Origin of the sequence: Pedobacter sp. PF22-3, from assembly GCF_026239555.1 — a bacterium.
GTDB lineage: Bacteria > Bacteroidota > Bacteroidia > Sphingobacteriales > Sphingobacteriaceae > Pedobacter.
This window is the reverse complement of record NZ_JAPIVP010000011.1, coordinates 12,353-37,697: the sequence shown is the minus strand read 5'-3', so window position 1 is coordinate 37,697 and position 25,345 is coordinate 12,353. Positions and strand designations below refer to the sequence as shown.

General features: G+C 39.2%; 21 protein-coding genes and 1 pseudogene. 7 read left to right on the top strand and 15 right to left on the bottom strand.

The genetic code is table 11. The annotated features are described in order from the left end of the window. Window positions 1-184: 184 nt before the first annotated feature. From OQX63_RS14780 to OQX63_RS14770, 3 genes are all read right to left on the bottom strand, one after another. Window positions 185-2,392 carry an FG-GAP repeat domain-containing protein gene (locus OQX63_RS14780; protein WP_265851627.1) on the bottom strand — a complete coding sequence of 736 codons (2,208 nt, stop codon included), beginning with the start codon at window positions 2,390-2,392 and terminating at the stop codon, window positions 185-187. An 89-nt stretch (window positions 2,393-2,481) separates the two neighbouring features. Continuing rightward, entirely contained in the window at window positions 2,482-3,948 is a 1,467-nt protein-coding gene (locus OQX63_RS14775) for a S41 family peptidase (protein ID WP_265851626.1), read from the bottom strand. Window positions 3,949-4,132: 184 nt separating this feature from the next. Beyond that, window positions 4,133-5,362 carry a glycoside hydrolase family 76 protein gene (locus tag OQX63_RS14770; protein WP_265851625.1) on the bottom strand — a complete coding sequence of 410 codons (1,230 nt, stop codon included), beginning with the start codon at window positions 5,360-5,362 and terminating at the stop codon, window positions 4,133-4,135. A 913-nt stretch (window positions 5,363-6,275) separates the two neighbouring features. Here OQX63_RS14770 and OQX63_RS14765 point away from each other — a divergent pair. Next, complete coding sequence (locus OQX63_RS14765; protein ID WP_265851624.1) at window positions 6,276-6,587, top strand: hypothetical protein; 312 nt, start codon at window positions 6,276-6,278, stop codon at window positions 6,585-6,587. Between the two features lie 101 nt (window positions 6,588-6,688). On the opposite strand, the gene OQX63_RS14760 is transcribed toward OQX63_RS14765, so the two are convergent. Beyond that, complete coding sequence (locus tag OQX63_RS14760; RefSeq protein ID WP_265851623.1) at window positions 6,689-6,976, bottom strand: RebB family R body protein; 288 nt, start codon at window positions 6,974-6,976, stop codon at window positions 6,689-6,691. A 417-nt stretch (window positions 6,977-7,393) separates the two neighbouring features. On the opposite strand from OQX63_RS14760, the gene OQX63_RS14755 reads away from it, so the two are divergent. Continuing rightward, window positions 7,394-7,615: a hypothetical protein gene (locus tag OQX63_RS14755; RefSeq protein ID WP_265851622.1), complete on the top strand. Its 222-nt coding sequence runs from the start codon at window positions 7,394-7,396 to the stop codon at window positions 7,613-7,615. Between the two features lie 321 nt (window positions 7,616-7,936). Here OQX63_RS14755 and OQX63_RS14750 read toward each other — a convergent pair whose 3' ends face one another. Together OQX63_RS14750 and OQX63_RS14745 are read right to left on the bottom strand one after the other, a co-directional pair. Beyond that, complete coding sequence (locus tag OQX63_RS14750) at window positions 7,937-8,803, bottom strand: hypothetical protein (RefSeq protein WP_265851621.1); 867 nt, start codon at window positions 8,801-8,803, stop codon at window positions 7,937-7,939. A gap of 369 nt (window positions 8,804-9,172) precedes the next feature. After that, window positions 9,173-10,060, bottom strand: a complete 888-nt coding sequence (locus OQX63_RS14745) for an alpha/beta fold hydrolase (protein ID WP_265851620.1) — start codon at window positions 10,058-10,060, stop codon at window positions 9,173-9,175. 116 nt (window positions 10,061-10,176) lie between these two features. Between OQX63_RS14745 and OQX63_RS14740 the strand changes: the two genes are divergently transcribed. Continuing rightward, window positions 10,177-10,542: a MerR family DNA-binding protein gene (locus OQX63_RS14740; protein WP_265851618.1), complete on the top strand. Its 366-nt coding sequence runs from the start codon at window positions 10,177-10,179 to the stop codon at window positions 10,540-10,542. 150 nt (window positions 10,543-10,692) lie between these two features. Here the strand turns inward: OQX63_RS14740 and OQX63_RS14735 are convergent, their stop codons facing one another. Next, window positions 10,693-10,923 (bottom strand): hypothetical protein, encoded by a 231-nt coding sequence (locus OQX63_RS14735; RefSeq protein WP_265851617.1) that lies wholly within the window; start codon window positions 10,921-10,923, stop codon window positions 10,693-10,695. A 15-nt stretch (window positions 10,924-10,938) separates the two neighbouring features. Next, a pseudogene (locus OQX63_RS23485) lies at window positions 10,939-11,085 on the bottom strand (HNH endonuclease domain-containing protein); the annotation flags it as partial. Between the two features lie 464 nt (window positions 11,086-11,549). On the opposite strand from OQX63_RS23485, the gene OQX63_RS14730 reads away from it, so the two are divergent. Continuing rightward, window positions 11,550-12,215, top strand: coding sequence for a DUF6624 domain-containing protein (locus tag OQX63_RS14730; protein WP_265851616.1), 666 nt, complete (start codon window positions 11,550-11,552; stop codon window positions 12,213-12,215). A 300-nt stretch (window positions 12,216-12,515) separates the two neighbouring features. Continuing rightward, entirely contained in the window at window positions 12,516-12,785 is a 270-nt protein-coding gene (locus OQX63_RS14725) for a GNAT family N-acetyltransferase (RefSeq protein ID WP_265851615.1), read from the top strand. A gap of 550 nt (window positions 12,786-13,335) precedes the next feature. On the opposite strand, the gene OQX63_RS14720 is transcribed toward OQX63_RS14725, so the two are convergent. The 3 genes from OQX63_RS14720 to OQX63_RS14710 all read right to left on the bottom strand — a co-directional run bounded on the left by OQX63_RS14720 (window position 13,336) and on the right by OQX63_RS14710 (window position 16,123). After that, complete coding sequence (locus OQX63_RS14720) at window positions 13,336-13,875, bottom strand: hypothetical protein (protein WP_265851614.1); 540 nt, start codon at window positions 13,873-13,875, stop codon at window positions 13,336-13,338. A 21-nt stretch (window positions 13,876-13,896) separates the two neighbouring features. Further along, complete coding sequence (locus tag OQX63_RS14715) at window positions 13,897-15,432, bottom strand: hypothetical protein (RefSeq protein WP_265851613.1); 1,536 nt, start codon at window positions 15,430-15,432, stop codon at window positions 13,897-13,899. 433 nt (window positions 15,433-15,865) lie between these two features. Then, a complete protein-coding gene (locus OQX63_RS14710) occupies window positions 15,866-16,123 on the bottom strand; it encodes a hypothetical protein (protein ID WP_265851612.1) in 258 nt (85 codons plus the stop codon). A 146-nt stretch (window positions 16,124-16,269) separates the two neighbouring features. Here OQX63_RS14710 and OQX63_RS14705 point away from each other — a divergent pair, with 146 nt between their 5' ends. Together OQX63_RS14705 and OQX63_RS14700 are read left to right on the top strand one after the other, a co-directional pair. Next, window positions 16,270-17,148 (top strand): helix-turn-helix domain-containing protein, encoded by an 879-nt coding sequence (locus OQX63_RS14705; RefSeq protein ID WP_265851611.1) that lies wholly within the window; start codon window positions 16,270-16,272, stop codon window positions 17,146-17,148. 78 nt (window positions 17,149-17,226) lie between these two features. Beyond that, complete coding sequence (locus tag OQX63_RS14700) at window positions 17,227-18,330, top strand: FAD-dependent monooxygenase (protein ID WP_265851610.1); 1,104 nt, start codon at window positions 17,227-17,229, stop codon at window positions 18,328-18,330. A 124-nt stretch (window positions 18,331-18,454) separates the two neighbouring features. Here OQX63_RS14700 and OQX63_RS14695 read toward each other — a convergent pair whose 3' ends face one another. The 4 genes from OQX63_RS14695 to OQX63_RS14680 all read right to left on the bottom strand — a co-directional run bounded on the left by OQX63_RS14695 (window position 18,455) and on the right by OQX63_RS14680 (window position 25,032). Then, complete coding sequence (locus OQX63_RS14695; RefSeq protein ID WP_265851609.1) at window positions 18,455-18,595, bottom strand: hypothetical protein; 141 nt, start codon at window positions 18,593-18,595, stop codon at window positions 18,455-18,457. Between the two features lie 1,464 nt (window positions 18,596-20,059). After that, entirely contained in the window at window positions 20,060-21,391 is a 1,332-nt protein-coding gene (locus OQX63_RS14690; RefSeq protein ID WP_265851608.1) for an HlyD family secretion protein, read from the bottom strand. A gap of 37 nt (window positions 21,392-21,428) precedes the next feature. Further along, the gene (locus tag OQX63_RS14685; RefSeq protein WP_265851607.1) at window positions 21,429-23,693 is read right to left on the bottom strand and encodes a peptidase domain-containing ABC transporter; all 2,265 of its coding nucleotides are present in this window, start codon (window positions 23,691-23,693) and stop codon (window positions 21,429-21,431) included. A gap of 601 nt (window positions 23,694-24,294) precedes the next feature. Beyond that, the gene (locus OQX63_RS14680) at window positions 24,295-25,032 is read right to left on the bottom strand and encodes a hypothetical protein (protein ID WP_265851606.1); all 738 of its coding nucleotides are present in this window, start codon (window positions 25,030-25,032) and stop codon (window positions 24,295-24,297) included. Window positions 25,033-25,345 lie beyond the last annotated feature (313 nt).

The following is a 25,345-nucleotide window of genomic DNA, read 5'->3' as shown; positions in this document are numbered from 1 at the left end:
ACCTGCTGAACGCCGGTCTGTGCGTAATGCTCGGCAAAAGCAATTATGGGTTCTCAGGCGATGAGCATCCTATATACATTTTTCATTTTTCTGAATTAACTATCCCGAACATTTAAAGCCTGTCTATAATACATTCATCTTCAGTTATATCAGGTCTGTGAATGGCATCGGGGAAAGCTTGTAGTTACTTAGTGCCTGAATTTTTCCATACGGTGATACCTGAACCGGGCCATTGGCTGCAGGAGGCAATGATGTCAAGGTCACCATCGTTATCAATGTCCTGGAGTTGAAGGCTGCTTAAGCTTGAAACCCGTGATAGTGGTTTGGGCGTAAAGTTTCCTGACTTATCGTTTATAAGGCAGATGATGGAATATTTGGAGCTGATGGCAATTTCCTCGTTAAACCCTTCTGCCAGACCATATTGCTCTGCCAGGCAGACAATATCGCTGTAGCCATCATTGTTGATATCCCCGACACTGAACATCTCGATACCAAAGTTTTCGGGAATAACTTTGCTTTCCCATTTTCCGTTATTTTCTTCAAACCATTTAAGCTGGCTGCCTGCAAGGACCAGATAGTCTGCTGAGCTATCATTGTCCACTTTGGCTTTATAAATGCTGCTGATAAATTGCTGCTGAAAATGACTTGGTTGCTCTTCCCATTTTTCATTCCCTTTGTAGTTGAACCAGGTTTGGGAACCGTAATCGATCAGGTCATCGGCCTTGTCTCCGTTAATATCCCATACGGCAATAGACGGGAATAATTTACTGGTTTCGCTAACTGCTGTACGGCTTTTGCTGAAAATGCCCTTACCCGTGTTTTTATAAACGTATAGACCGCGAATGTTGTCTGTCCAGTAGTTCACGGCCACATCTTTATTGCCGTCGCGATCATAATCGATAAGCTCGAAGCTGATCAGTCTTCCTTTTTCCTGGAGCAATATCGAAATCGGGCCGAATTTGAAGCCCCCCAGGTTTTTATACCAACCCAGGATGCCGTTATCCCGCTCGCCGGAGCATACCACCAGATCTTCTTTCCCGTCATGATCAAGATCGGCTGATTTAAGTTCTTCGATTTTAAACGGGCTTTTTAGCAGTTGCGCAGACCTGGCATATTTTCCTTTGCCGTCTGATAGCATATAAAACAACTCATGGTTATAATATCCTACAATATCTTTGGTGCCGTTGTTATCCAGGTCGGTAAAAGCAAAGCCGGAACATTCAGATTTTACAAGCCAGGTATTCTTTTGTTTTACCTGCCCGTTCTTTTGCTGTAAGAGCATGGTATACTGCGGCCTTATCTGTTCTTTTTCATCATCATAAAAGAGCACGTCTTTAACCTTGTCGCCATCGAAATCCGCTAAAACAAATAATTGAGATTCTTTGATATTGGGGAGTAAACTTTTCTGGGTTTTAACAAAAACATTATTCCCCTTATTCTCGGCCCAATTGATAAAAGTATATTGATTGCGTTGGGTAAAATAAGCCAGATCGAGATCGCCGTCTGAATCAAAGTCTTCAAGCCTGAAGTTTTCCAGTTCAAGATGGTTTATAAGTGTATGGGTTTTACCCAATGCGCCTTTGCTGTTACGTTCTATCCAGTATATACCGCCATTCTGGTCTGTATAAGAGTATACCAGGTCCTGGTCGCCGTCCTTATCCATATCCATTAACCTGAAGCTGCTTATCCCGGTAGCAAGGGGGATGGTTTGGGCAACAACGTATTTATTGCCTTTGAAAGCATAAGCCTGGAGCACAGGGTTTTCACCCCTTTTTTGCGGGTAAACAGGAACCAGTAGTTCCTGGATGCCGTTTTTATCGATGTCAATCCCAATTACATCACTCAGCCTTTGAAAATTATCATTAAAGGCTTTAAAATAGCTGTATTGGTGGTTTACAGCGCCTGTGTATGCTATTGGAACTCCTCTGAGCCCGGATATAATGATATCGCGTATTCCGTCAGAATTGGCATCATATAAATACAATTTGGCATACTCGGCCGGAAGGTAGCGCAACTTGCTTTTTTGTGCTATCCTGTTAAAACCCTTCGGGCCGTTGATGAAAACCGCTATTTCCCCGTTTTTATATAATACAACAATATCGGTGTCTTTATCCCCGTCAAGGTCTTCGAGGCTGTAATCTTCATATTCTTTGGCATCTCCTATGAGGATCGTTTTTTGTTTTCTGCCATGGCCGTCATTCAGATATAAGTTGGGGAAGTACAATACATCCAGGTCACCATCACCGTCGGCATCAAAAGTCTTAACGCCGCCGTATCCGAAACCAGGTCCGTTAATGGTTTCGCCACGTTCAAAAGTTTGTGCCTGGCAAAGGCCGCCGTAAATAAGGAGAAAAAGAAAAAATAAATAGCGGAAGGTGTGCTGTAATTTCATGAGATTGTTAAGGTTTAAACTTGCGTTAATTTAGGGTTGCTGGTGCTGGGATCGATAAGATACGATCGATACCGCTATTTGTGCATAATTTACTTTTCGTTCAGCCATTTTACAGCAGCTTTTAATACCTCATCCCCATCACCTGAAGGCTTGATTAGGATATCGGGCTGTATTTTTCCGCGGTATTCTTTCTTATTGCGGTCTGCAGTATAGCTCGAGGCCAGATAAAGATAAGAGCCGTCCGCTAATTTGAACCCCTTATTTGCAGTCGTGTAGCCACCTGTCGGTTCTCCGAACAATTTTGTGTGCGCTTTGCCGATAAAGGATATGGTGGTCATCTCGCCACTGCTTGAAGTACGCGGACCAATCAATACGGCAACTTTACTGTCTTTGTTTTTAATCTGGTAAGGTTTGCTGATGGAGATACCCATGGTTGAGGTTGGTTTAGCTGAAGAGGTGTAGGTCCATGGGTAATATTTTGTTTTTTTTGCGTCGGGGTAGACGAAGTAACCCAGTTCTCCGGTGCTGATCAGCGGACCGAGCCCTGCAATCATCGGGTACATGTTGCCACCTGTATTTTTCCTCAGGTCAACTACCCATCCCTTAATTTGGTTTGCTGTGTCAAGCCGGCAAATCTGCTGCTGGATATCGTTCGCAAACTCATCCATTGTTTTCTTATCCAGTGAACCAAAACCAGGTACCTGGATATAGCCTATATTCTCTTCGAGCAGTGCTGCAGTAGTTTTTTCGGGGTTGGTATTCTCCGAAGCATATTTCCGGGCATTTACCCGTGACTGGAAGAAGGAGTGGTTATCACCTGCCTTTTTTAAGGCGCTAAGGATGTAGCTGTTAATTTTGGCTGCATCGGTCACGGTTTTCAGGCCCGAAGAAAAGAATTTAATGCCCTCGTCGATATCTGCCCAGTTAAGGGAATCCCTGTAAATGGAATTTTCTTTTATTATTTTGCGCACTTCATTGATGTAGCGGGTAATTTCTTCGCTGGGTGGGGAGTAGGGGGTGTCGAGTTTTTCTATAGTAAAATCGTCTATCCAGGCTGTTCCTTTTCCCATCAGGTAGATCCCGAAATAAAGTTTTTTGGTTTCTTTAGGCAGGCTGAGTTTAAGGGAATATTGCTTCCAGTCACTGTTTCCCTTTAGTATCGGCTGCTGTGACTGGATGTTTTCAAACCCGATCATTTTATTGTCCTTATCCCAAATCTGGCACCAGAATGCCAGGCTCTGTTCAACCTCTTTCAGTTTTACGTATCCCGAAAGCTGGATCTGCTCAAAGCCCTTGGTTTCATAAGCAATGAGCTGTGAAACGTTCTGGAAAGTATTCGCTTTAATCTGGTCGCTACCTGTTAATTTGAATGAAGACTTTCCCGAATGTGAGATGGAATCATCTATCTGGCCGGTATAGCCAGCAACGGCAGTAAAATTCCAATCCGAAGGGGCCGGGGACTGATCTTTTTTGGTTTCGAAGCTTTCATTTTTAAACTGGGTAAAACCGGGAAGGCTTAAAGCGGTTGCCAGTATAACCAGAAGTGTTTTTTTCATGAGGCGTAGTTTGGGGTTTTAGATATGGTTTCAAATATAATAATCTTCTTTACTTACCGGTAATCTGTTTTCGTAAAAATAGCTGGCATAAAACAGCAGCAGCAATTGGCCAGACAATGGAGCAAGGATGGTTGATGCCGGGTAGATAAATCATATCGTTACCTTTATTTATTCCGCCTTATAATTAACGATAATAGTAAATACCGTTAACCATAGCAACGCCGCAGGTAGTTTCAAAAGCATTACGCGTGCTTTCTGGCGTGCGGGTTCCCCATATATTCCACATCAGGCCCTGGTTATTGCGAATAGACCATGCCTGTGCTGCATTGGCATCAAGCCAGGGCCCGTAATTACTTGCTGTACCCGTATTTTTTACAAAAAGGCAGGCCCAGCGTGCAAAAATACTTTTCATGCCCTGTGTATCAGCAATGCCATTCTCATCTTTTAAAATTCCTCCAGGCGAATTACAAAGGCTATTGCGTGCATAATCCATCGCTTTGGTACCCATTAACAGGTAGTTTATTGCCGGAAAATCAGCACGTAATAAATCACATGCGCCAATAAAAGTTCCCTGCGTATAAGAAAGCGCCCCCTCGGTAATGGTACCGGCCTTGTTAATTGCCCCTTTAACTTCACCGCTTGATGAATCGTAAAGTCTGTTTACCATCCAATCCATAATGAGCTTAGCCTTGTTTTTATAACTTACATCGCCTGTTGCCTGGTATAACAGCATCGCACATATAACTGCCGGCGCATTTACACAGGTATTTTTAGTTTGATTATCGGTAGTCCACCATAAGCCACCACCTAACGATTGCGTATCCCAGGCGCGGTTCCACATCATGTTAAAATTATTTTTTGCCATATCCAACATGCCGCCGTCATTGGTTATTTTAAAAGCCCTTACACACATTAGTGCTCCCCAAACAATATCATCATTAAATTTATTGTCGGTCCACAGTAAACCATAACCATCCCTTACGCCATTGTATAAATAAGAAATCTTATTTTTTAAATCAGTGCCGGGATTTATATTATAGGCATCTATCAGCATTTCAATCGCTTCCTGCTGGGTCCAGAAATCCATTCTGCCGGTATGGTTATCATCTTTCCAGTAATATGCCTTATATGAAGAACCATATGTGCCGTACTGATTATAAAAATGATTGTTATAAACCTGCATGGCCAATAAGGCCTTACTTTTAGTAGGTATTGAAAGGGCTGCCACCGTATTGGATTTTGCATTGGAAGCACTTTTTTCAGGTGATAACAATGCGATGTCTGATTGATCTTTTTTACAGGCAGTAAGCAAACAGCTGAAAGCGAAAATGCTTGCTAAGAGTCTTTTTTTGTTGCTCAATTTTAGTCCATAGGAATGTAATTCCACTGGCTCAATGGTAATTCTCTTTTTCATAGTTAAAACTAATGTTTATAGATGTGATGTTTTTGGTTAGCAGTTTGATGATAAATTTTAGATTATCTGAATATACATACTTGTAATGAACAAAATACAATAATGGCAGGCGCAACGAATATTTTACAAAAACGATTTAGGAATGACGATGAAACATCAAATTTTAGGTTAAGGCAAAATAAAAGATGTACCGTCAATAAAAAATAGAAATACACCACTATTGGATTAAAGGTAAGAAGATACATTTTTTGGAAAGAAAGAATGCGAGCAGAAAGGTTTAAAAAATTACAAAAAATAAAAGGGTTTGCAACGCATCGCTTAGGTTACCTCGATTGCACAATTAAAATTGAGACAGATCTGATCAGCGCTTTTACGCTAATGTGGAACAGATGGTAAGCCTTAACTATAATATGTCCCGGGAAACGAAAGTTTCAATAGTAGGTGAGCCAGGTAATCGCTTACAAAGTACGCTGATAGATACACGGAGTTTCGCCCCAGGGATGGTAGCCTCATATATCAATTAAATTAAATGTATACAGAGAATAGGCAAAAACTTAAAATTACTGCGTATTTATGAAATTCTACCTGTAAAACTAAAGGCAGTGAAGCTGATTGATTAATAAATATCAAAAATTGAGAAAAAATAATACCAACTATAACCTTCTCCTTCAATCCTTTACCCAATCATTAAGTTAATATGAAGGCTGTATCAACGTAAAATCAAAATCTGATATGAATCCTGAAGAAGTTAAGTTAAAATGATTATCAAAGAATTTTACTCGGAGAAGCTCCGGAGATATTTTTAGTTGAGACGCTGGTTAGGACGCTGCTCATGTATTTATTTTTATTATTGATCATCAGGTGGCCTGGAAAAAGGATGAGCGGTTAGCTTTCTATAAACGAGATGGTTGTGATGCTTGTTTTGGGACCAATCGTTTCCGTGCCGATGCAGTTGCCTGGAAGCGGACTGGCACAGGGTATGCTGCTTCTCGTATGTACTTTAAATTTTCAACGGGGAATGAGTTGGTTTGGGTACAAGAGTGCCACTTTTGAAAAACTATATATGGGCGAACCAATTATGCCGGTACGGGATGGCGTATTTCTGAGCCGCCAATCCAGGCAAAAGCAAAAGGTTTGCACCAATTGTGGCGAGTTGCCGGATAATGAAAAAGAGATTAGCTGCTGCCATTGTGGGGGAGAAACGTTCACCAGTTTAATCTGCTGATGCGAAAGCACTGGCCAAAATGATATAAAATAAGGACTAACCCCGGATTTCAGGTTTAAAGTTTTCTCTGCACGAGGCTTAAATAGCTGTTTGGCTCGGGTTTACGGTTTTAAAATTTTTGCATCACCATCGGTATCAATATTGTAAACCTGTGTAACGCCCTGATTTGTTGCAGCCTGCCCCAGAATATCCTGCTGTTGCCGGGCGTTTACGGCATTTTCAAACATAATCGCGGTAGCATGTGCCGCCTTCTGGTAAACATTTCCCAATGCTATTGCCGGTGCTTCCGCTACAACTTTTACATTAGACTGTGTAACAGCGTCTGTAACTTGCTCATTGATGGATGCTGATCGGGTTTCTGCTGCTGGTTGGTTTTCTGCCTGATTCATGATGTTGTTTTTAGTTTCAACATAAAGTTAAGAAATAGGGGGATAAAAGGATGCTTTTTAAAATTTAATCCCGTTTTCGCTTTCAACTTATTTCGGAATGTATGTGGGTGGAGATATGCTCATCAGGGAGCGGCTTATTAAATCTCTCGGCAAGCCTGATCAGTCTGTAAATATAGCAATCATGGCGTAAAAACGTTTCAATTTAAAAGAGATGTCCGTACCCCTCAACCACCTTGTCGGGTGGTTCATGCATTTTCCTTAAATTCCGGCTTACGCGATGTGTCGTCACCACAAAATAGCGTAGTTAACAATCAATTAGTAATAACAATTTGCTGCTAACTGTAGCATTTGCGCTAATCCACTCGTTTAACCTGAAATACCTGGCCAGATAAATCATTTAAAACCATAAACCTGCGCATGAAAAACATCTATTCTAATTCCACTACCTTAATTGTTTTATTTATTGTTTCCATACTGATCATTGCAGGGGGGTGCAAAAAAGATCAACTCGTTGTAAATGAAGTAAAAGCGTATTTTCAGGTTAACCATACCCCGGCTAATGCTTACGATGGTGGTTTCGCTTTAACTTTACAGCCAGATGGCTACGCAGAAGTTCTTCCATTTGGCGACATCCGCTAACGGGGGACTTACAAAATTAATGGTTCCAAAATAAAGGTTAGAATAGAAGAAGAATCTAAAACTTATACTTTTGAGATTATTTCAACAACCGAAATTAGAGAGAAGGAATATGGAACCGTTCTCAAGTTAAAATAACTGACGGGTTTTAAGCCTATCCATATCATTTTATTAATAGCTTTTGATCATTTAGGTGATGGCGCAGGCAATACAGCAATGGAATAAGGCTGGGATTTTGAAATGTTTTTCCACCCGCAATTTTGGCGCTTATCGTCCAATATCAATATCTTGAAAGCATGCCTGTGAATGTCTCTGAGGTGATGGTTATTTCGAAAACCTGATCTTTTTCCTGTAGGCTTTTTTAATTTCGATCAATATCACACCGTTAGCACCTTTTGCGCCATAAATTGCCGTAGCCTTTGCATCTTTAAGTATTTCTATCTTTTCAATCCAGTCTGGTGATAGCTCACCAATTTTCGAGGCTTCAATTGTACAGCTTTTATTACCTGCCCTGATCAGATAAAGCGGCGATCTGTTCAGCGAGATTGTCGATATACCGCCGAGCATGATCCTTTTCTCGGCGATTAATTTAATAACCATGTTATCATTCAGATCGGTCTCCATGGGCGTGTAGCCTGGCAGGTTGATGATGAATTTGGATAGCTTGTCGCGATCAGCCAGGTTTAGCTCAAATCTGCCAAGGGAATCGGTTATCGCCAATGCATCGTCTTCTCCCATCCGCCTTACTTTAACGCCGGCAAGTGCTTTGCCATTCGCCTGGTCAACTACGGTTCCTTTTATGCTAATTGGTAAGGTGGGGAGGCTGGCCGGTGATGGTTTGGTTTCATTGGCTTCTTTGTGCTGCCCTTCCGTTTGTACCATCAATGGTTTTGTCTTTTGTGCCTGTGCCGGGCTAACGGCCAGTGCGGCCAGGGCAAGCGGCATGAGCCATTGCCAGCCTGGTGTTGCCGGGGGGCTTAACAGGTCGCGGTTCATTTGGCTGGCCAGCAGGCGTCCGCATATGTTATCGCTTTTGTGTTTAAAAAAGTCTACCAGTTCTGTATCTGATTTGGTAGTGAGGTCTACGATGTTTTTTTCGCATTTGCTGCAGTGATGTCTGCCGTCTGGCTGCTCAATGTCGCCCCATTGCTGTAAGCATGGCTTGGTGAGAATCAATTGCAGGTTTTTCATGGGCTTGGTTTTTATAGAAGATGCGGTAGAGTGGGGAATTCCATACCAGGTCTGTTTTTTTTATTTGCCCGTGCTTTTAAAATATTTTTTTTATCTTCCTTCTGGCCTCTCCTGAAGGCTTTCGTCTTCCGCTGTATCTCCCTGCGGTAGGATGCCACTGCAACCGCTCAAGCGCTTTGGGTGGCGGTTTTTATAGGAAAAAAAGGGAGTGAAATCAATCCTGGTATTAACTGGTGGCTGATCCATGCAGTTTGTTGTTTTGCAGCCGCTTGGTATAGCACGCTGCAAAACAGATGGTATTGTGATGTTCTTTGGATAGCACTTCGGCTTTGAAATTCCGATGATCACCAGGCTTAATCCAAGCCAGTGTTAAGGAGCGTTTAAGAAACTGATCATATGGACCGCACATTCTTGTGGCTTCTCTGAAAGCAGGAAATGTCCGCAGTCTTCGATTTTCACCAGTTTAACAGCTGTGGCATTTTCTTTTATTCCATTCTCCAGTATTTCGTAGCCACTGCCACCGATAGCCAGTAGCGGAAGTTCAATTTTTCTGTATGCTTTAAAGTCCGCGATATCTTTGTTAAATGCCTGATACCAGCCGTTTGAAGCCCGTATGGCGTCCTTACTGTTATAGAAAAATGCATAAACTGACCGGTCAAACCCCGTTACCGCCTGTAGATTTACCAATAGTTGATCAAACATCCAGTCAATAACGATATTCATCCTTCCTTCCATAGTTTCTTCAGGCAACTCTTTTATCTGGTTGAAGGCCAGCCACCAGGGATAGATGTGTTTTGCACCTGGGATAGGCAGCATCGGGAGCTGGTACATTCCCTCTTCGGGATGCGGTGTATCAATCAAGATTACTTTTTCGGTTGCACCAGGAAAATTCGCTGCAAAACTGTAGGCTACGTGTGCCCCGATATCCTGTCCGGCAATAAATACTTTTTCAAGATTAAGCAGTCTGGTCAGTTCGTAAAGGTCTTTTGCCATATTCCGTTTATCATAGCCATCCGCTGGCTTATCGGAATCGCCCATTCCCCGCATTTCAACCACGAAAAGCCGGAATTCTGATGCGAGTAGCGGCATAATCTGATGGCAACTCCACCAGGTTTCAGGATAACCGGGAAGAAGGATCAAAGCCTGTCCATGCCCGCCTTCAATATAATGTAACCGGGTGCCGTTCACTTGTACAAAGTGGCTTTCAAAGCCAGGAAGGCTTTTCAGGAGTGCGGTGCTGCTAAAGGGATTGTGCATGATAGTTTTCTGTTATAATTTAAAGCTTCTTTATTTTCAAATGCGAACTTAGACACTAAATTTGTAGGGCACAAGTATGCAGTATACTTCATAGTTCAACTTTATTTTTCCACATCATGAAACTTATTCACCAGCTATCTAAAGAAACCGGTATTCCGATCCCGACATTGAGGTTCTACGAAAAGAGCGGGCTGATCAGCGGGCGGCGGAAAACCGGAGTAAGTACCAATAACTACCAGTTTTACGAGCAGGGGGCCATTGATAAACTTAATTTTGTACAGATGGCCAAAGCAGTGGGTTTTACATTAAATGAAATTAAGGAGGTTGTTGATCTATGGTACAAAAAGGAGATCACCCAAAAGGCACAATTTGAAGTGCTGGACAAAAGGTTGTTGCAAATTGATGAGAAAATTGCAGAACTGAATGCCATGAAAAAGCAGATTAAAATATGTAAGGAGAATATTGAAAATAGAAATTCATAAAATCTTGACGTATAGCCTGCATATACCTTTCATAACATTAACGCTGATGCACTACATGCTGATCTGAATTTAATATTAGGAGCCAGTGCCTATTGGAAAAGGTTAACGTTTTTCTGGAAGAAATAGAACTGTATTTTATCCACGCTACAGTTACAAAAACTTCCTCATATATTCAAAGCCGTTATTATTCGCAATGGTAAGCAAGGGCTGTATATTCTCTAAAAACCTTTCCCTTAAATCCGTTTCAGGCAATTGCTGCGCATCGGCATTCGGGAACAGGCTCAGGTAATCTTCCATCATGGGTTCATTTGGATAGTTCTCCGTCATCACTTCTATAGCTGTTTTTTGCAGCAGGTAGTACCCGTCAAAGTAATCCTCCATCCTGGGCAGCTTGTCATTCTTACGGCTGTTAAATGATGGATCGGCAGGAATCAGGTTCCAGATCAGATCGTGCGATACAAAAGCGTAGGGAATAAAATGTTCAACGGCGAAGCTGCCATGTGTTAGTTTTTTATGTGTATATACATTCCAGCGGGCCGGTATGGTCTAAAACCCTGTTCCAGAATTTACGCTGGTTTAAGAGGTTGTTCCTGCGTGCAGGTTTAATCAGTTTATTCGGGATATGGGGAACGTTGGGGTTGTGTTTCTGCAGGTAAAGGCTCAGGTGCCAGTAACAAAATGCCTTTAAAATACCGGCATGTTCAACCAGGTAACCATGCCATAGCGGGTTAATGGTAAGGTTTTGCTCATCAAGTGCATATGGGCAATCATTTTCAACATTTGCCGAACGGCGGTATATTTCAGCACTGTTTCCTTTTAATTGCGGAAACCAAGGGCTCAGCTATTGTTGCAGCACGGTTAGCGCAGCGGATGGTGATCCGGGAATTACATTTTTAATTGAGTTTGGATTTCTGGAGCCTTTTAAAGACAGCCTCACAAAACGAGCGGATAACCGCCCCAATTTTAATTAATGTCGACGTTATTTATAATTTTTGTAAATTTCCATTATGCAAATTTCTTTATTAACTTTCTTTTGCCTGATCTCACTGTGTGCTTACAGTCAGGTGACGTCCTTCATCATTAATGACGATGAATTGAACAAACCTTTAAAAGATTCATTGGAATCCATATATAAATCAGACCAGTCTGTTAGAAATGCGGTTTCAGAAGCCCTTAAAGCCAAAAAACCAAAGGAATATGTAGACAGTCTGAGGGGGGTGATGCGTCAGACGGATAACATGAATTTAATACGCGTAAAAAATATCATTAAAGAAAAAGGTTGGCAAAGCCCTCAGCAGGTTGGTATGATTGCAGCCCAGGGTTTGTTTTTGGTTATACAACATGCTGACTTGCAAACACAACTTGAATACTTACCGCTGATACGGGATGTTGAAAAAAAAGGTAAAATATTATCCAGCAACCTGGCTATTCTGGAAGACCGGATCAATATCCGACAGGGGAAAACACAAAGTTATGGTAGCCAGTTATTTACAGATAAAACATCCGGAAAGCAATATCCTTACCCAATTGCTGACGTAGATAATCTGGATAAACGCCGCAAAGCTATGGGAATGCCTCCAATGCAAACCTACCTTAAGGATTGGAGTGTGGAAAGCTATAAAAAGGATCTTCCCATCATTGAACGGATATTCACAGCACAGGGCATACGATAGCAAAAGTTTAGTGGCTGTCCGCAAAATTTTAGCCGTTGATGCGCAAAAATAATTGCTGTTAAGTTCTGTAAAGCAACACTGCCGGGAGGGCCGAATCGGTATGGCTATTAAGCTAACTGAGGTATCGTCTCCTGATTACTTTTGCCATGATCACCAGGCTATAATTTTGCAGATCGGGCCATTTATGAATAATCACTCAAGCCATTTGTTATGCCAGCAATCAGTTTGGTACATCGGTAACACCCTAAAGGTCCGGGTAGGGTTATTTACCGATATAGTTACCTTGGTATTAATCTAAAGGTGATCACAGAACTAGATACTGAGGACCAAAGAGATGATCTGCTAAAGCTCGTCAATCTGGTACAACCTTGCTACTTCAAAAATAAAACAGCTGACTTGGGGAGTTATTACGGGATTTACAAAAATGATCAGCTGATTGCTGTTACCGGGGAGAGAATGAAAATGGATGGCTATACTGAATTAAGCGCGATAGTTACCCATCCTGAATATACAGAAAAAGGTTATGCGAAACAGCTGATTGTCCACGTAAGCAATAAGATATTCGAATAATCTAAAATTCCTTAACTTCACGTCGCCGATACCGATTTTAATGCTATCAGGCTATATGAGAAATTAGGTTTTGTGACAAGAAAGAAAATAAGTTTCTGGAAGTTTTAAGGCCGATGCGTTTGCTTCATTAATTAATATCTGTTATCACTAATTTAATATAAACTCTAATCATAAACAGCGAACAAAAAAATTATACAGCCATCATTAATACTTAATACAATTACCAGAAGCCATTCTGTTCAGGATCATATAACCGGTGGTACAGCTTGCGTAAAAGTTATGATAGTCTGCCTGTGAAAGCATGGTTTAGTTTTGATTGTTATTGGCAAGCTTAGGTTAACTGAACAAAATAGATTAACCTGCTTTTAACAGTGATAATTAAACAAATATCCATAACATCATAAAAACATAGATAGGTACTATTTCCTTTAACCATGAATTTACGGTAAACCACCAACCTTCCACAGAACAAACATAAGCATTCAGGAAGTACCTTGAATCGACTCGTTTTTATTGTTCAATCATCGCTCTGCAAAAGATTAAAGAATGGTCAATTATCTCCTGACAATGAAGGCGCTTTGAAACTGATTTTCTTAAGAAATTCATTTAAAATTTTATCCGCTTTTTCTTTATCAGCAAGTTTGTACTGGAGACTGCCCGAAATGCCCTTCCGGCCCTTTTTATCCGAAATAAAGCTTGTGAAATATTCATCGCCACTTTTGATACTTTGGATCAAAAATCTGGTATTATTTACTTTGATGATTTCTGCGCGGTCGATGTTTGGCGTTCCACCAGTACCTTTCATCATATTTACCCACTCTTCTTTTTTGTCTTCAAGGCCCTTAAAATCCTTTAGGTCTGTTGTATAATCTTCAAAGCCTAAGAGTACCCCGCCAATATCAAAGGTCCGGGTATACTGCGACATCGCCAGAGAGGTTTTGAACCTACGTTTGCTAATTGCTGCCAATTCATTTTTTGATAAACGTGCTGATTTTTGAGGAAGTTCAATATTTGCCACCCTACTCAGTGGTTCTTCCTGTTTAAAAAATGTGAAGCAATTTATCACTATTGTAAAAAAGATTATTTTCATCGTTGTATATTTTAGTTTTCATTATTCTATCGCTGCTCCCGGGCAGTTAAGAGGCACTACAGTTCCGTCTGATCCTATTACATAAGGCACGGCAGTGCTAGTGCCTTTAGCCACTTTATAATAGTTAACTGCATTTCCTAAGAGGCTTAACAGTGCTTTTTCCTGACCACCAGATTGGGTTGATAGCGTTTGATAACTCAGCGTATAAGCTGAAGGGTCGTTTTTGTAGGTAGTATAGGCAGCATTCAAGGCCGTCCAATCTTTTACTGTAACTACATAGATATAATTAGCGGTTATTACAGTAATAGAAACATTTTTCTTATAAAAATCAATATCAGATGAACCAGCGGCCTGCAAATCTGTACTATTTAAGTTCTTTGCCATCCCAAATACATCCGCAGGAGAAGGATTATATCCTAAAGGATGGGAGTGTACATCTCCGATTGTATAGCCGCTTGTTGAACTCCAGGTAAAGTATGAAGTGAATTGGCCTGTAGTTCCATCGGTTCGAACAGGAATATCTTTATAGGTTGTACCAGATAATGAAGCCAGGCGTTGTTCATAACCATATTCATTACCAGTTGCGAGGGTTGCATTGTTAACCTCCTTATTCTTTGCTGCGAAATTAGCATTAGAGACGCTCGAGTTAACTTTAGCTGTGCGGTCACAAATATTGTAAGGGTCGGGGTCTGGTGCCGCGGGTACTGGAGGCGTACCTCCGCTGCCGCCGCCTCCGCCAGAGTAACCTCCGTCACCTCCTCCGCCACTGCCGCCACCGCCACCGCCTGATCCATAGCAGGTAATAACCGGTACTGAATAGGCAAACTGATAAGAGCAGTAAGTTCCATATTCGGGATGCCCTTCGATGTAAACACATGTTTCATAGTAATAATCATAAACTGTTACATCGCAGTTCGAATTACTGTCGTAAAGCATTACCTTATCACGGGGACCATTACCTATTGGGGTTTTTCTTTCTTTTAGATTTAGTACCTGTTGAGCAGTTAGTACCGATTTGCTTATTATTTTATCGATCTTTCCAGACTGGAATAGATAGCCGTTCTGGTATGAGCCATCTATATTAAAATAATCGACCTTCCCGCTAAACTGGCCAAAATCTTTATAGTGGAAATTTGATGTGTTGATTGATTCTTTGCTACGAAGCATCATATATGCTATAGTCACGTCAGTAGTGCCCGCCCGATTGAGCAAAATCAGTTTCACCTGAGCTGATGCAGCCGCATGTGACATTTCCACATCACTGAGTTTTTCATTAATTAACAATGGAACAACCTTGTTTGAATTAGTAAATGGGACTTCTGTAACATTATAGCCATCCTTTGTTGTAGTATAGCTCTTGTCCCATGCCGGGTTATACTCCGCGAACATACTGGCTTTATATCCCATAATCTGTTTTTCATAATTTTTCTTCAACTCACTAATGGTGAGACCAGGGAGTTCATCTCTACCATCTTTTTTACAAGAAATGACAAACAATAACACAAACAGACTTAAAATAGCTTTCCGCCAAATTATTTTAAATTTAAGGGTTTTCACTCTTCAAATAAATAGAGGTTAATAATAGATTGATTAATACAATTATAATCATTAAAATAATTATCATCAAAAGTCGGTATAACACTCTAATCAAATTGAAAAACAGATAAGGAATAATCACGAAAGGGGTGAATTGACCTTTCAGGCCATTTTTTTGACAAATATTTGCCAATTTTAAGTTGGTAGCGTAGAAAGATGCAATGTCTTGTTACATACTTCGGTTAAATTCCTTTACAGATAGGCAAATTTAATTGCTCAATAAGGCAACAATTAGTTTTATTGAGGATATTAACGATTTCATCACCGCGGAAACCATCTTGATAAGCATTGTATTTGAGTTTGCTACTTTTTGAGGCCAGCCAATCAAATTCAACTTTGAAATGTAAATGGTGCAACCCTAAATGGCAGACTAAAACCTAACACTTCGAATTAATTATAATTTCCTCATATATTCAAACCCATTATTATTCGCAATGGTAAGCAAGGGCTGTATATTTTCCAAAAACCTTCCCCTTAAATCCGTTTCAGGCAATAGCTGTTCATCTGCATTCGGGACATGCTCAGGTAATCTTCCATAATGGGTTCGTTTAGGTAATGCTCTGTCATTATTTCGATAGCTGTTTTTTGCAGCAGGCAATTCCTCCTGTAGACATGAGGGTACCACCGAGCCACAATTAGTTAGTGTAAACAAGCTTTTCTACTTTTTTAAAAGCGCATTTGAAATTAAATAAGAATCGAAATAAATAGTTTTGTACATGGCCTTTAGATTTTTAACTGCAATTTTATGCTCCGCAATTATAGGATATGCTCACATAGTTAATATTTATAAATTAAGAAATGGATGATGAAAATTTGATTACTGATTTATCAGACAGGATAAAAGAGAATTATATATATTTTAATACGATGGATCACAATAATGTACACGGGGTATCCATTGATAGAATGAGTTTCCAAAAAAACGATTTCCGAAGTTCGCATAGAGATGAAGGACATACTTTTCATATCCTGGAGAAAGGAACCGTTGATATAGAAATCGATTTTAAACAGTATCGGGTTTGTGCGCCTGCCGTAGTATACATGCACCCTGCCCAGGTTCACCGCATCATTCATTTCGAAGATATTACTATCTCCTCTTTATCGGTTAAGGACGAAGTGATGGATGCTGATTCAATCAAATTGCTTGAGGGCATTGTGCCTGCAGTGCCTTTATCGCTTACTGCAGAAAAAGAACATACGCTCTCCACTATTTTTCAACTCTGCCTGGGGTTTTCCCTTCAAAAAGGCAATAAGCTTCATTATCTTTTATTAAAGCACAGTTGCAATACCCTGATCACTTTTGTCATTTCACAATTTTTAGATCGGCATGGCGTTGAAACATCGTTGTCAAGAGCTGAAACTGTGACGAGGGCATTCAGAAAGCTTTTGGAGAAACGATACCGCGTGGCCAAAAGGCCGGGTGACTACGCCCTTCAGTTAAATATTTCTACTGCTTACCTAAACGAGTGTGTAAAGCATACTACAGGTTTATCAGTTTCCCAAAATATTCAGGACCGTATCATTCTCGAAGCTAAACGATGCTTGTACCATACAGATCAATCAGTGAAAGAAATTGCTCATCAACTGGGCTTTGATGACTATCTTTATTTTGTAAGGTTGTTCAAAAGGGCAGCCGGGGTTTCGGCCCTTACATTCCGGAACAAAAACCACGGTTAGTCCAATGTTTACCTCTTTTAATGCTTTTCGTTTTTTGTCTTATTAAAGAATTTTACATCTTAATTTAAATAAGACAAAATGGAATGTAATAACAAGGTACTGGTATGCGGCGCAAGCTTTGCCGGCCTTACTATGGCGTATTGGATGAGAGAAATGGGATACGAAGTGACGGTAGTAGAACTGGGCAGCCATCTTAAAACCGGTGGTACACCAGTTGATATCAAAGATGAAACGGTAGGGATTATGGAAAGGATGGGGCTTCTTGATCAACTGAAGGCCCACAGGATCGGACCTCAAAAATGGGAGTTTAAAAATGCTGCTGATGAAAGTGAACACACCGTTTCGTTGGACGAACTTCCGGAAAACGAGTTTGAGATAGAAAGAGATGTTTTACTCCATATGCTGTTTGATCTTGTAAAAGATGCCGTAAATTTTATATTTAACAGTACAATTCTGGCCTTGGTGGATGAAGAAGATGGCATGAAAGTCTGCTTCAACGACGGCAACGAAAGTAAGTATCAATTTGTATTCGGTTGCGATGGGGTTCACTCCGTGGTACGCAAAATATGGTTTGGAAAGGAAGCTGAATTTGCCTATCATTTAGGGTCTTATTTTTGCATTGCCACTGCCAACAGGTTATTAATTGAGGAGGGGGCCTATCATTTATATGCCGAGCCAAATAAAAGCCTTTCTATGTATGCATACCATAATAAAACCGACATCATTTTTATGTTCCGGCAACAAGAGGATATTTTATATGATTTTCGTAACCAGGAGCAGATAAAGGAAATTGTGCGTACCCAAATTCAGGGGGTAGGATGGAGGGCTGCCGAATTGAAAGAAGAACTGTTAAATTCCGGTTCATTCTACTTTGATCAGTTCTGCCAGATTAAAATGCCATCCTGGACCAAAGGCAGGGTAGCCCTGGCGGGTGATGCCGGATATTGTGCTTCGCCGGCTGCAGGAATGGGCGGCTCGCTGGCTATTATCGGGGCCACTGCATTGGCGGATGCTATCAGAAAAAACCGTGATGATTTCCAGCAGGCTTTCAAAATGTATAACAAAGATCTGAGCCCATTTATTGAAGAAGTGCAGCAAACTGCAGTATTGATGTTGGGTAAGTTGCTACCAGCTACGCAAGGGGAAATTAACCAGAGAAATACCAATGGTTTTGAGTTTTAACGGTAAACATTTTCTAAATCCCACACTTTTAAGCTACCAAAAATAATAACAGCCGAATCATTTTTTGTGATACGGCTGTTATAGTATTAAATGGGCTTATGCCTGGGTGCCTATTTGGCTTAAATTAGTTACCAGGGTCTTTAGCTTTCTCCACTACATCCTGTATATTTTGTGGCAGGTTAGCAAGCAGGTTATATCCGGTTGCGCTTTCAATATCCCTTACCGTTACAATATAATCTTTCCAGTTGGCACCAATAGTATTCACGTTAGGGGTATTAATGGCAATTACCCTTGTTGAAGCCGTTACGCGGCTTAAATCATTATCGCCTATTTTTCAATAGTACACCAGTAGTGAGCCGGTTTAGTAATAGTTGTATATAAAATAGAGTTATCAGCTTTTCATTATCGGCAAGGTAGAAACAGTACAGCCTCTTAGCTGGGCTTAACCGTCCAGCTCATATCCGCATTTAAGCGTTACGGTCATGTTGGAAATAGGGAATATAAAAAAAATATCGTGTTGCCTTCAGGATGTTTAATAGCAGACAAACATTAGCGGTGCCAGGTTAAAAGGTGATACACCCACAAAGTTTTGAGCTTTAGCTGCATCTTTCCATGAAAAATACATCCTGGATAGGAGCATTAATGGAATCTTCCGCCACGATGGCTAGTATCCGGCTCATTCGCTTCTAAACCTCCTGATCAGGAAAAACATTTAAACTAAAAATATGAAAGCTTATTGATTGGTGTACCCGTGCCGAAAATGATATTCCAAAATCTCTTTCCAAACTTCCGGGTTAAGAATTAACAAATCAGTCTATTAAAATTAACTGTGATACATCTTTTACCGTCCATACATCATTTAATTTTTCAAATAATGCGGAAACAACTGCACCGCCGGCCCCCGCACGAGTATATCTTATCAGAAATAATGCTTTATCATTGGCGCTGTTAAAAATAACCGGAGAGAAAGTTATGGCAACATTCCTTGTATCATTCGGTTTAAAAGTTTTAAATCATAATTTGTTTTAAGCGTATAATCGTTAATCTTTGAAGTATCAATTTTAGTAAGATAACCAGCCCAACCTTTAGTATGCCAAAATTTAGTACCCGAAGTATCCAGGGTATCGTAAGATGGGTTAGGCAAATTGATATGTTCAAAAAAGCTGCTTGCTGGTTGTTGGTCTCACTGATTTAACCGACTGATCTAAATGCATCTGTTTTAAAGCCGCTTTATACAAGCTGAGGGTATCTAAACGGTTTTGGGCATTTAATTTTGTAAAAAATACCTAGCAGTAAAATGGATACTATGAGTATGATTTTTTTCATTATAAGCAGGATTTGACTTAAGTTGTGGCAGATGTATTATTCTGTTCTTTTAACATATTCGCTTCAACACGGTTTTTGTTTTTTAGAGACCTATAGCCTTTAAAGCCTTTCAAGCCTCCTTAGTCTAGATCACGACAGTACTCCATAAGACTCAAGTTAGGATCTGGACTGGTTACACCCTTCGACTCAGCATAAGCAATAATTAGATTGTAAATATCCATGTTAATTAGTGCAAAATAACTCAGTAGCCAAACCTATTTGTTTAAACAGATTAAAAATTCACCTGGATGAATCTCTTATACTACTATTCATGAATTTCAGCCATATACTGATTTTCAGCTTAACTAGTCCCAAGTATTAAATTGCAGGATACTTTAATAGTAAAATATAACTAACAAGGTGATTATTTTAGGGTATATTTGATGTTTTCAAAAATTCTTGCAAAGATACTTCTGTCATTAGTAATGATCTCGGCGACCCCCTTCATGCCAAATTTGAAATCCAGCTTGTCTCCATATTTTGTCTTTAATCCAAGGGGAAAGTCAACCCGAACTAGATATACTTCTATTTCTCCATCTTCAGTTTTTTGAGTTTTAGAAACTTGCGAAATGTTGGTGACTTTACCATGAATAATACCATACTCCAAATACGGATAGTTATCTAGTTTCAAGACAACAACTTGCCCAAGTGCGACTTTACCCACGCCGGCAGCAGGAAGTGATAATTGTCCATATGGTAGATTTGCTTTAGGAATAACACTAAATACCTCAATACCAGATTCAATGAATTGATCTTCATTTAAAAAAAGAAGTGGTTGAAGTTTTCCGCTGAAGGGTGCTACAAAAACATATTTTTGAGTCCATACTTTAATATTGTCAATTAGGTTATTATATTCTCCTAACAAATTAATCCGTAATTCTCTCTCTTTCTCTGGATCTTCAATTTCTGTTTGGTCTAATTGCTGAATACTTTTTTGTGACATTTGTTTAACCTGCAAGAGGCTTGCTGATGCTTGACTTAACCTATCTTTTGCAGCTAAAAAATTTATCTGAGTTTGGTCAAACTCAGATTCGCTGATAACTCTTTTTGCATAAAGCATTGAATCTCTTTTGTAGAATTTTAAAGCGTATGCTAAATTTTTTTTAGCGATCGATATTTGATCTTCAGCATTATTTACTGCTTTTTTTTGTTCATTTAAAATGATCTCTGTGTTTTTCTTGTTTTGGTTATAAGCTCCATCTGTTATGTGATTTGAAAATTGGTTCAATGCATTTATAAAAGAATAATATTTAGAATTTAGTTCTCCTAAAGAATAATTTTGAGGAAATTGATTTTTTATTCTTTTAATGTCTGTTACAAGTGGATCTATTCCTAGTAACGCAGTCATTACCATATCCACCTTTTCTGGTGTCGTAGAATTTTCTATATAAGCAATAGCTTCTCCTTTTTTAATTTCTTTGGAAGAATAAGGTTTTATAAATTTTAAGTTGCCATTTGCATGAGCAACTAATTTCACATTAGTTACATCGCTATTTATCGTAATTCTTCCACTTACAACATCTGGATATCTTCCTGCAAACCCAAAATATGCCAGAATAATTAGGAGCAATAATATAATCGAAGATATTGCCCAACCGAAATTGATAGGCATGCGTTCGATTATGTACGAAACCTCATCAGATCGAGTTTCTTTAAATTTATTCGATGATTGTTCATCAGTTTCTTTGTAAGTCATATATTATGATTCACCATATAGGAAATTGTGGAAATTGTTAATTATTGAGCGAGTTTAATTGTGAATCTACCAGTTCCCAATAGCGTCCTTTCCTTGTTATAAGAGACTCATGATTCCCTACTTCGACGACCATTCCACCTCGCATAACTATGATTTGATCTGCTTTACGTATTGTTGAAAGTCGATGAGCTACAACTATTACCGTTTTGTTCTTAAAAACTGCGTCTAAGGCGGTAGTTATTTTCTGTTCGTTGATTACATCAAGTGAGTTCGTAGCTTCATCAAAAAATAGATATTCAGGATCTTTATATAAAGCTCTGGCAATTAATAACCTCTGCTTTTGCCCACCGCTTAATCCCTTTCCTGCTTCTCCAATAAGCGTTTCATAACCCAATGGCATCGATTCGATTTCTTGCGCTATATTAGCGGTATGTACGGCAATCTTTAGTCTTTCGTAGTTAATTTTTTCATCGTCAAGAATAATGTTATTTAAAATGGTATCGTTGAAAACTTTCCCGTCCTGCATGACGGCTCCACAGCTATCCCTCCATTCTCGTAAATTTATATTATTGATATTCATATCACCTATACGGATTTCTCCAAATGTGGGTTTATATAATCTTAACAGAAGCTTGAGTAGCGTGGATTTTCCACTACCGCTATCCCCAACTATAGCAGTTATTTTTTTTTCTGGAATCAAAATTCGAATACCCTGAAGAATATACTTTCCTGCAGGTGTATATTGAAAGGCAAGATTGTTAACAATGAGACTTTTATTTTCCGGTAAGACGATGTTGTTTTTACCAACATCATCATGCTCATCAGCTAGTTGTTGTATCTCATTAATTCTCATGAAGCTTAATTTTGCAGTTTGATAGGCGACAACAAATTGCAAAAATTGCCCTATCGGCGAGCTTAACATACCTATAATAAATTGTACTGAGATCATTGTGCCAAAAGTTAATTCACCCGCAATAACAGATTTAGCACAGTAAAAGGTAATAAAAAGATTTTTAGCTTGATCAATAAATTGAGCCCCTAAATTTTGCGTATTTGTTATACTTACAAGCCGAAGATTTATTTTATAAAGTCTCGCTTGCAGTTCTTCCCACTTCCAACGTTTCTTCTTCTCATAGTTGTTTAGTTTTATATCCTGAATAGCGGATATAACTTCAACCCAATAAGTCTGGTTTTTACTCGTCAACTCAAATAATTCCCAGTCTAATTTTTTGCGAATATTTAAAAACCAAATGATCCAAAAAATGTAAAGCAATGTTCCTAAAATGAAAATATAAAAAATTGTAGTGTTGTAAAAAAATAAAATGATTGAAAAGACTGTAAATGTAAGACTTGAAAAAATCATACTTATTGAATTTCCCATTAAAAAAGAGCGGATCCTTTCGTGGTCCTGCGCTCTTTGTAAAATATCTCCCGGCTGTTTGTTTTCAAAAAATGTAATTGGCAGACGCATGAGTTTTATAAGATAATCTGAAATCAGAGCGATATTAACCCTCGAAGTTACATGCACCAAGATCCAGTCTCTTACAATGTTGCTAAATAAGATACTTATCACAATCATAATGTTCCCAAATAAAAGAATATTAACGAATGTTGTATCTTGTGTACGAATTCCCACATCGATGACTGCTTTACTTATGAAAGGTAAAATACCCTGAAGTATAGTTACAAGAAGCATGACGATCAATAAATTCGAAAAACTTTTACTATATGGCTTGAAGTATCCGAAAAAATTTTCAAAAGTTTTTAGCCTTTCTATCTTTTCACCTGCTTGTCTTTCATAAAAATCAGCTTGCGGTTCGAAAACCATAATTTTGCCTTTATTACTATTAGCAGCGATCCATTTAGATGTGAAAGTCTTTTTATCATAGTTAACTTTACCCATCGCTGGATCGGCAACGCTGATGATGATATCATCATCAGTATTTGTTAATCTCAAAAGTCTCTTTTTGAAAAAGTTCGAAATAGCGAAATGAAAGGAATTTCGCTTAACATTATGTACTACAACAAAATGACTATCCTTCCAATGAACAATTGCAGGTAGTGGAACTTTAGTAATCAGGTCATCCCATGTACACTTGAATGCGATAGATCGAAGCCCAATATTTTCAGCTGCATGACTAATATCTCCAAACGAAACACCATCTTTAGTCAAACCGCACATATCTCTTAAATACTGCAACGAATAAAACTTCCCCCAGTACTGTGAAATCATTTTCAAACATGAAGGTCCACAGTCCATCATATCAAGTTGGCGATCAATGGGGAATTTTTTAAAAAACATACAAAGGTAATTTGATAAAGGAATATCTTAATGATAAATATAGACTGAAATATTTGATAGAATATCAAGTTAATTCGAAATACTATGGCGTAAGCGACATAGTATGGTAAATTCCCATAAATATATGTGAGAATTTACCATAACGAAAATTTGACAATTGTAATTTATTAATTAACTATATTATAGTTCTTAATTGAGAGCCTTGACCTTTATTATATAAAATGCTATTGACAAAAAGGCTAAAATTGATATGCAAATAATCGTGCTTTTCACAATTTTTACCACTTCGGTAGATATATTAAATGTAAAATCCATGTTTTCCCCCCTTAATGGTATGTTCAATATATAAAAGAAGAAAAAATTAAAGCAAAGTATATAGGTCAATAATAAAATTAAAGAAATTCCTTTACTAAAATTCCTGATGTATAAGAATGAAGAGTTTAAAATTAAACCCGCCAGTGATAAAAGACCGATCAGGGTAACCATAATTAGGGCAGCAATAATTGTCGAGGCTAGAAATGGCAGCAATCTACTATAGCCATCCTTATTTAAAAAATAATTATAAATTACCTTATAGAGTTGAATAATCATCGTTGAAAGATCAGTAATTAGGTTGACTGTGATCCCTTTGGTATTCATAGAGTTCCCATGCTGCTAAACCTATACCTCCAGCCACAGCTACAGCCGGACCCGCGAACAATAATGCAATTCCTATTCCTATCTGACCTAAATCTTCCAAACGATGTTTGGCGTCTGCTTCTGCATCAAAAAGCTCAATTACATTAAGAGCCACATCTACCACACCAAAAACCCGCGAAACCGTTGCAAAAGCAGTTTTTGATTCAAGACTAGCTGCTACCGAAGCTGTCGCGGCAAATGTTGCAGCCAATCCATAAGCAGTATTAATCATGCCAACAACATCAACCGCAGTCATCCCACTATGTCCCTGAATCATCGCTGTTGGTTTCAGCTGACCTACAGGTGTAGTTTCCCCACCTGGAGATGTTCCTCCAATTCCTGTTGATCCGCCACCTGATCCACCGCCTGAGTCGCCCCCTTGAGATGGCCAAAAACCTCCGATTAAGCCATAATTTGTGAAATCAAATGCTGGAGGTGCTGGTTGAGATTCTCCATTTGGAGTTACTGTAATTCCTAAGTTGCTCCAAGCCGTCCACGTATCATTTCCTTCAATACGCCAATAAAGATTTCCATTGGGATCAATAGCGTACTGGTAGGTTGGTTGGCCATCTTGAAGCCCCCCCAAAGTCCTAAAAAGTTCATTTGTTGAAATCGTTTCTAAATCGTTGGAAAGTTGGTCAAGCGTAAATTTTGTTCTCATATATATTTTTGAAACAAATATATAAATTTAATTTTCTGGAAATATTATTTCCTGCAATCACCATAAATACAAAGTAACCGACCATAGATATGATCATCGCTTTGCATAGATAAAAGACTGATCACTTTTCCTTATCCGCAAGTTTGTATTGGAAACTGCCCGAGATTCCCCGCGCTCTTTCTTACCGGAAATAAAGCTTGTTAAATATTCATCACCTCTTGTAATATTTTGTTTCAAGAATCCCGTATTATCGACTTTGATAAATTCTTCGCGAGCGATGTTGGCCGTAGTCCCTATACCTTTGATATGTACC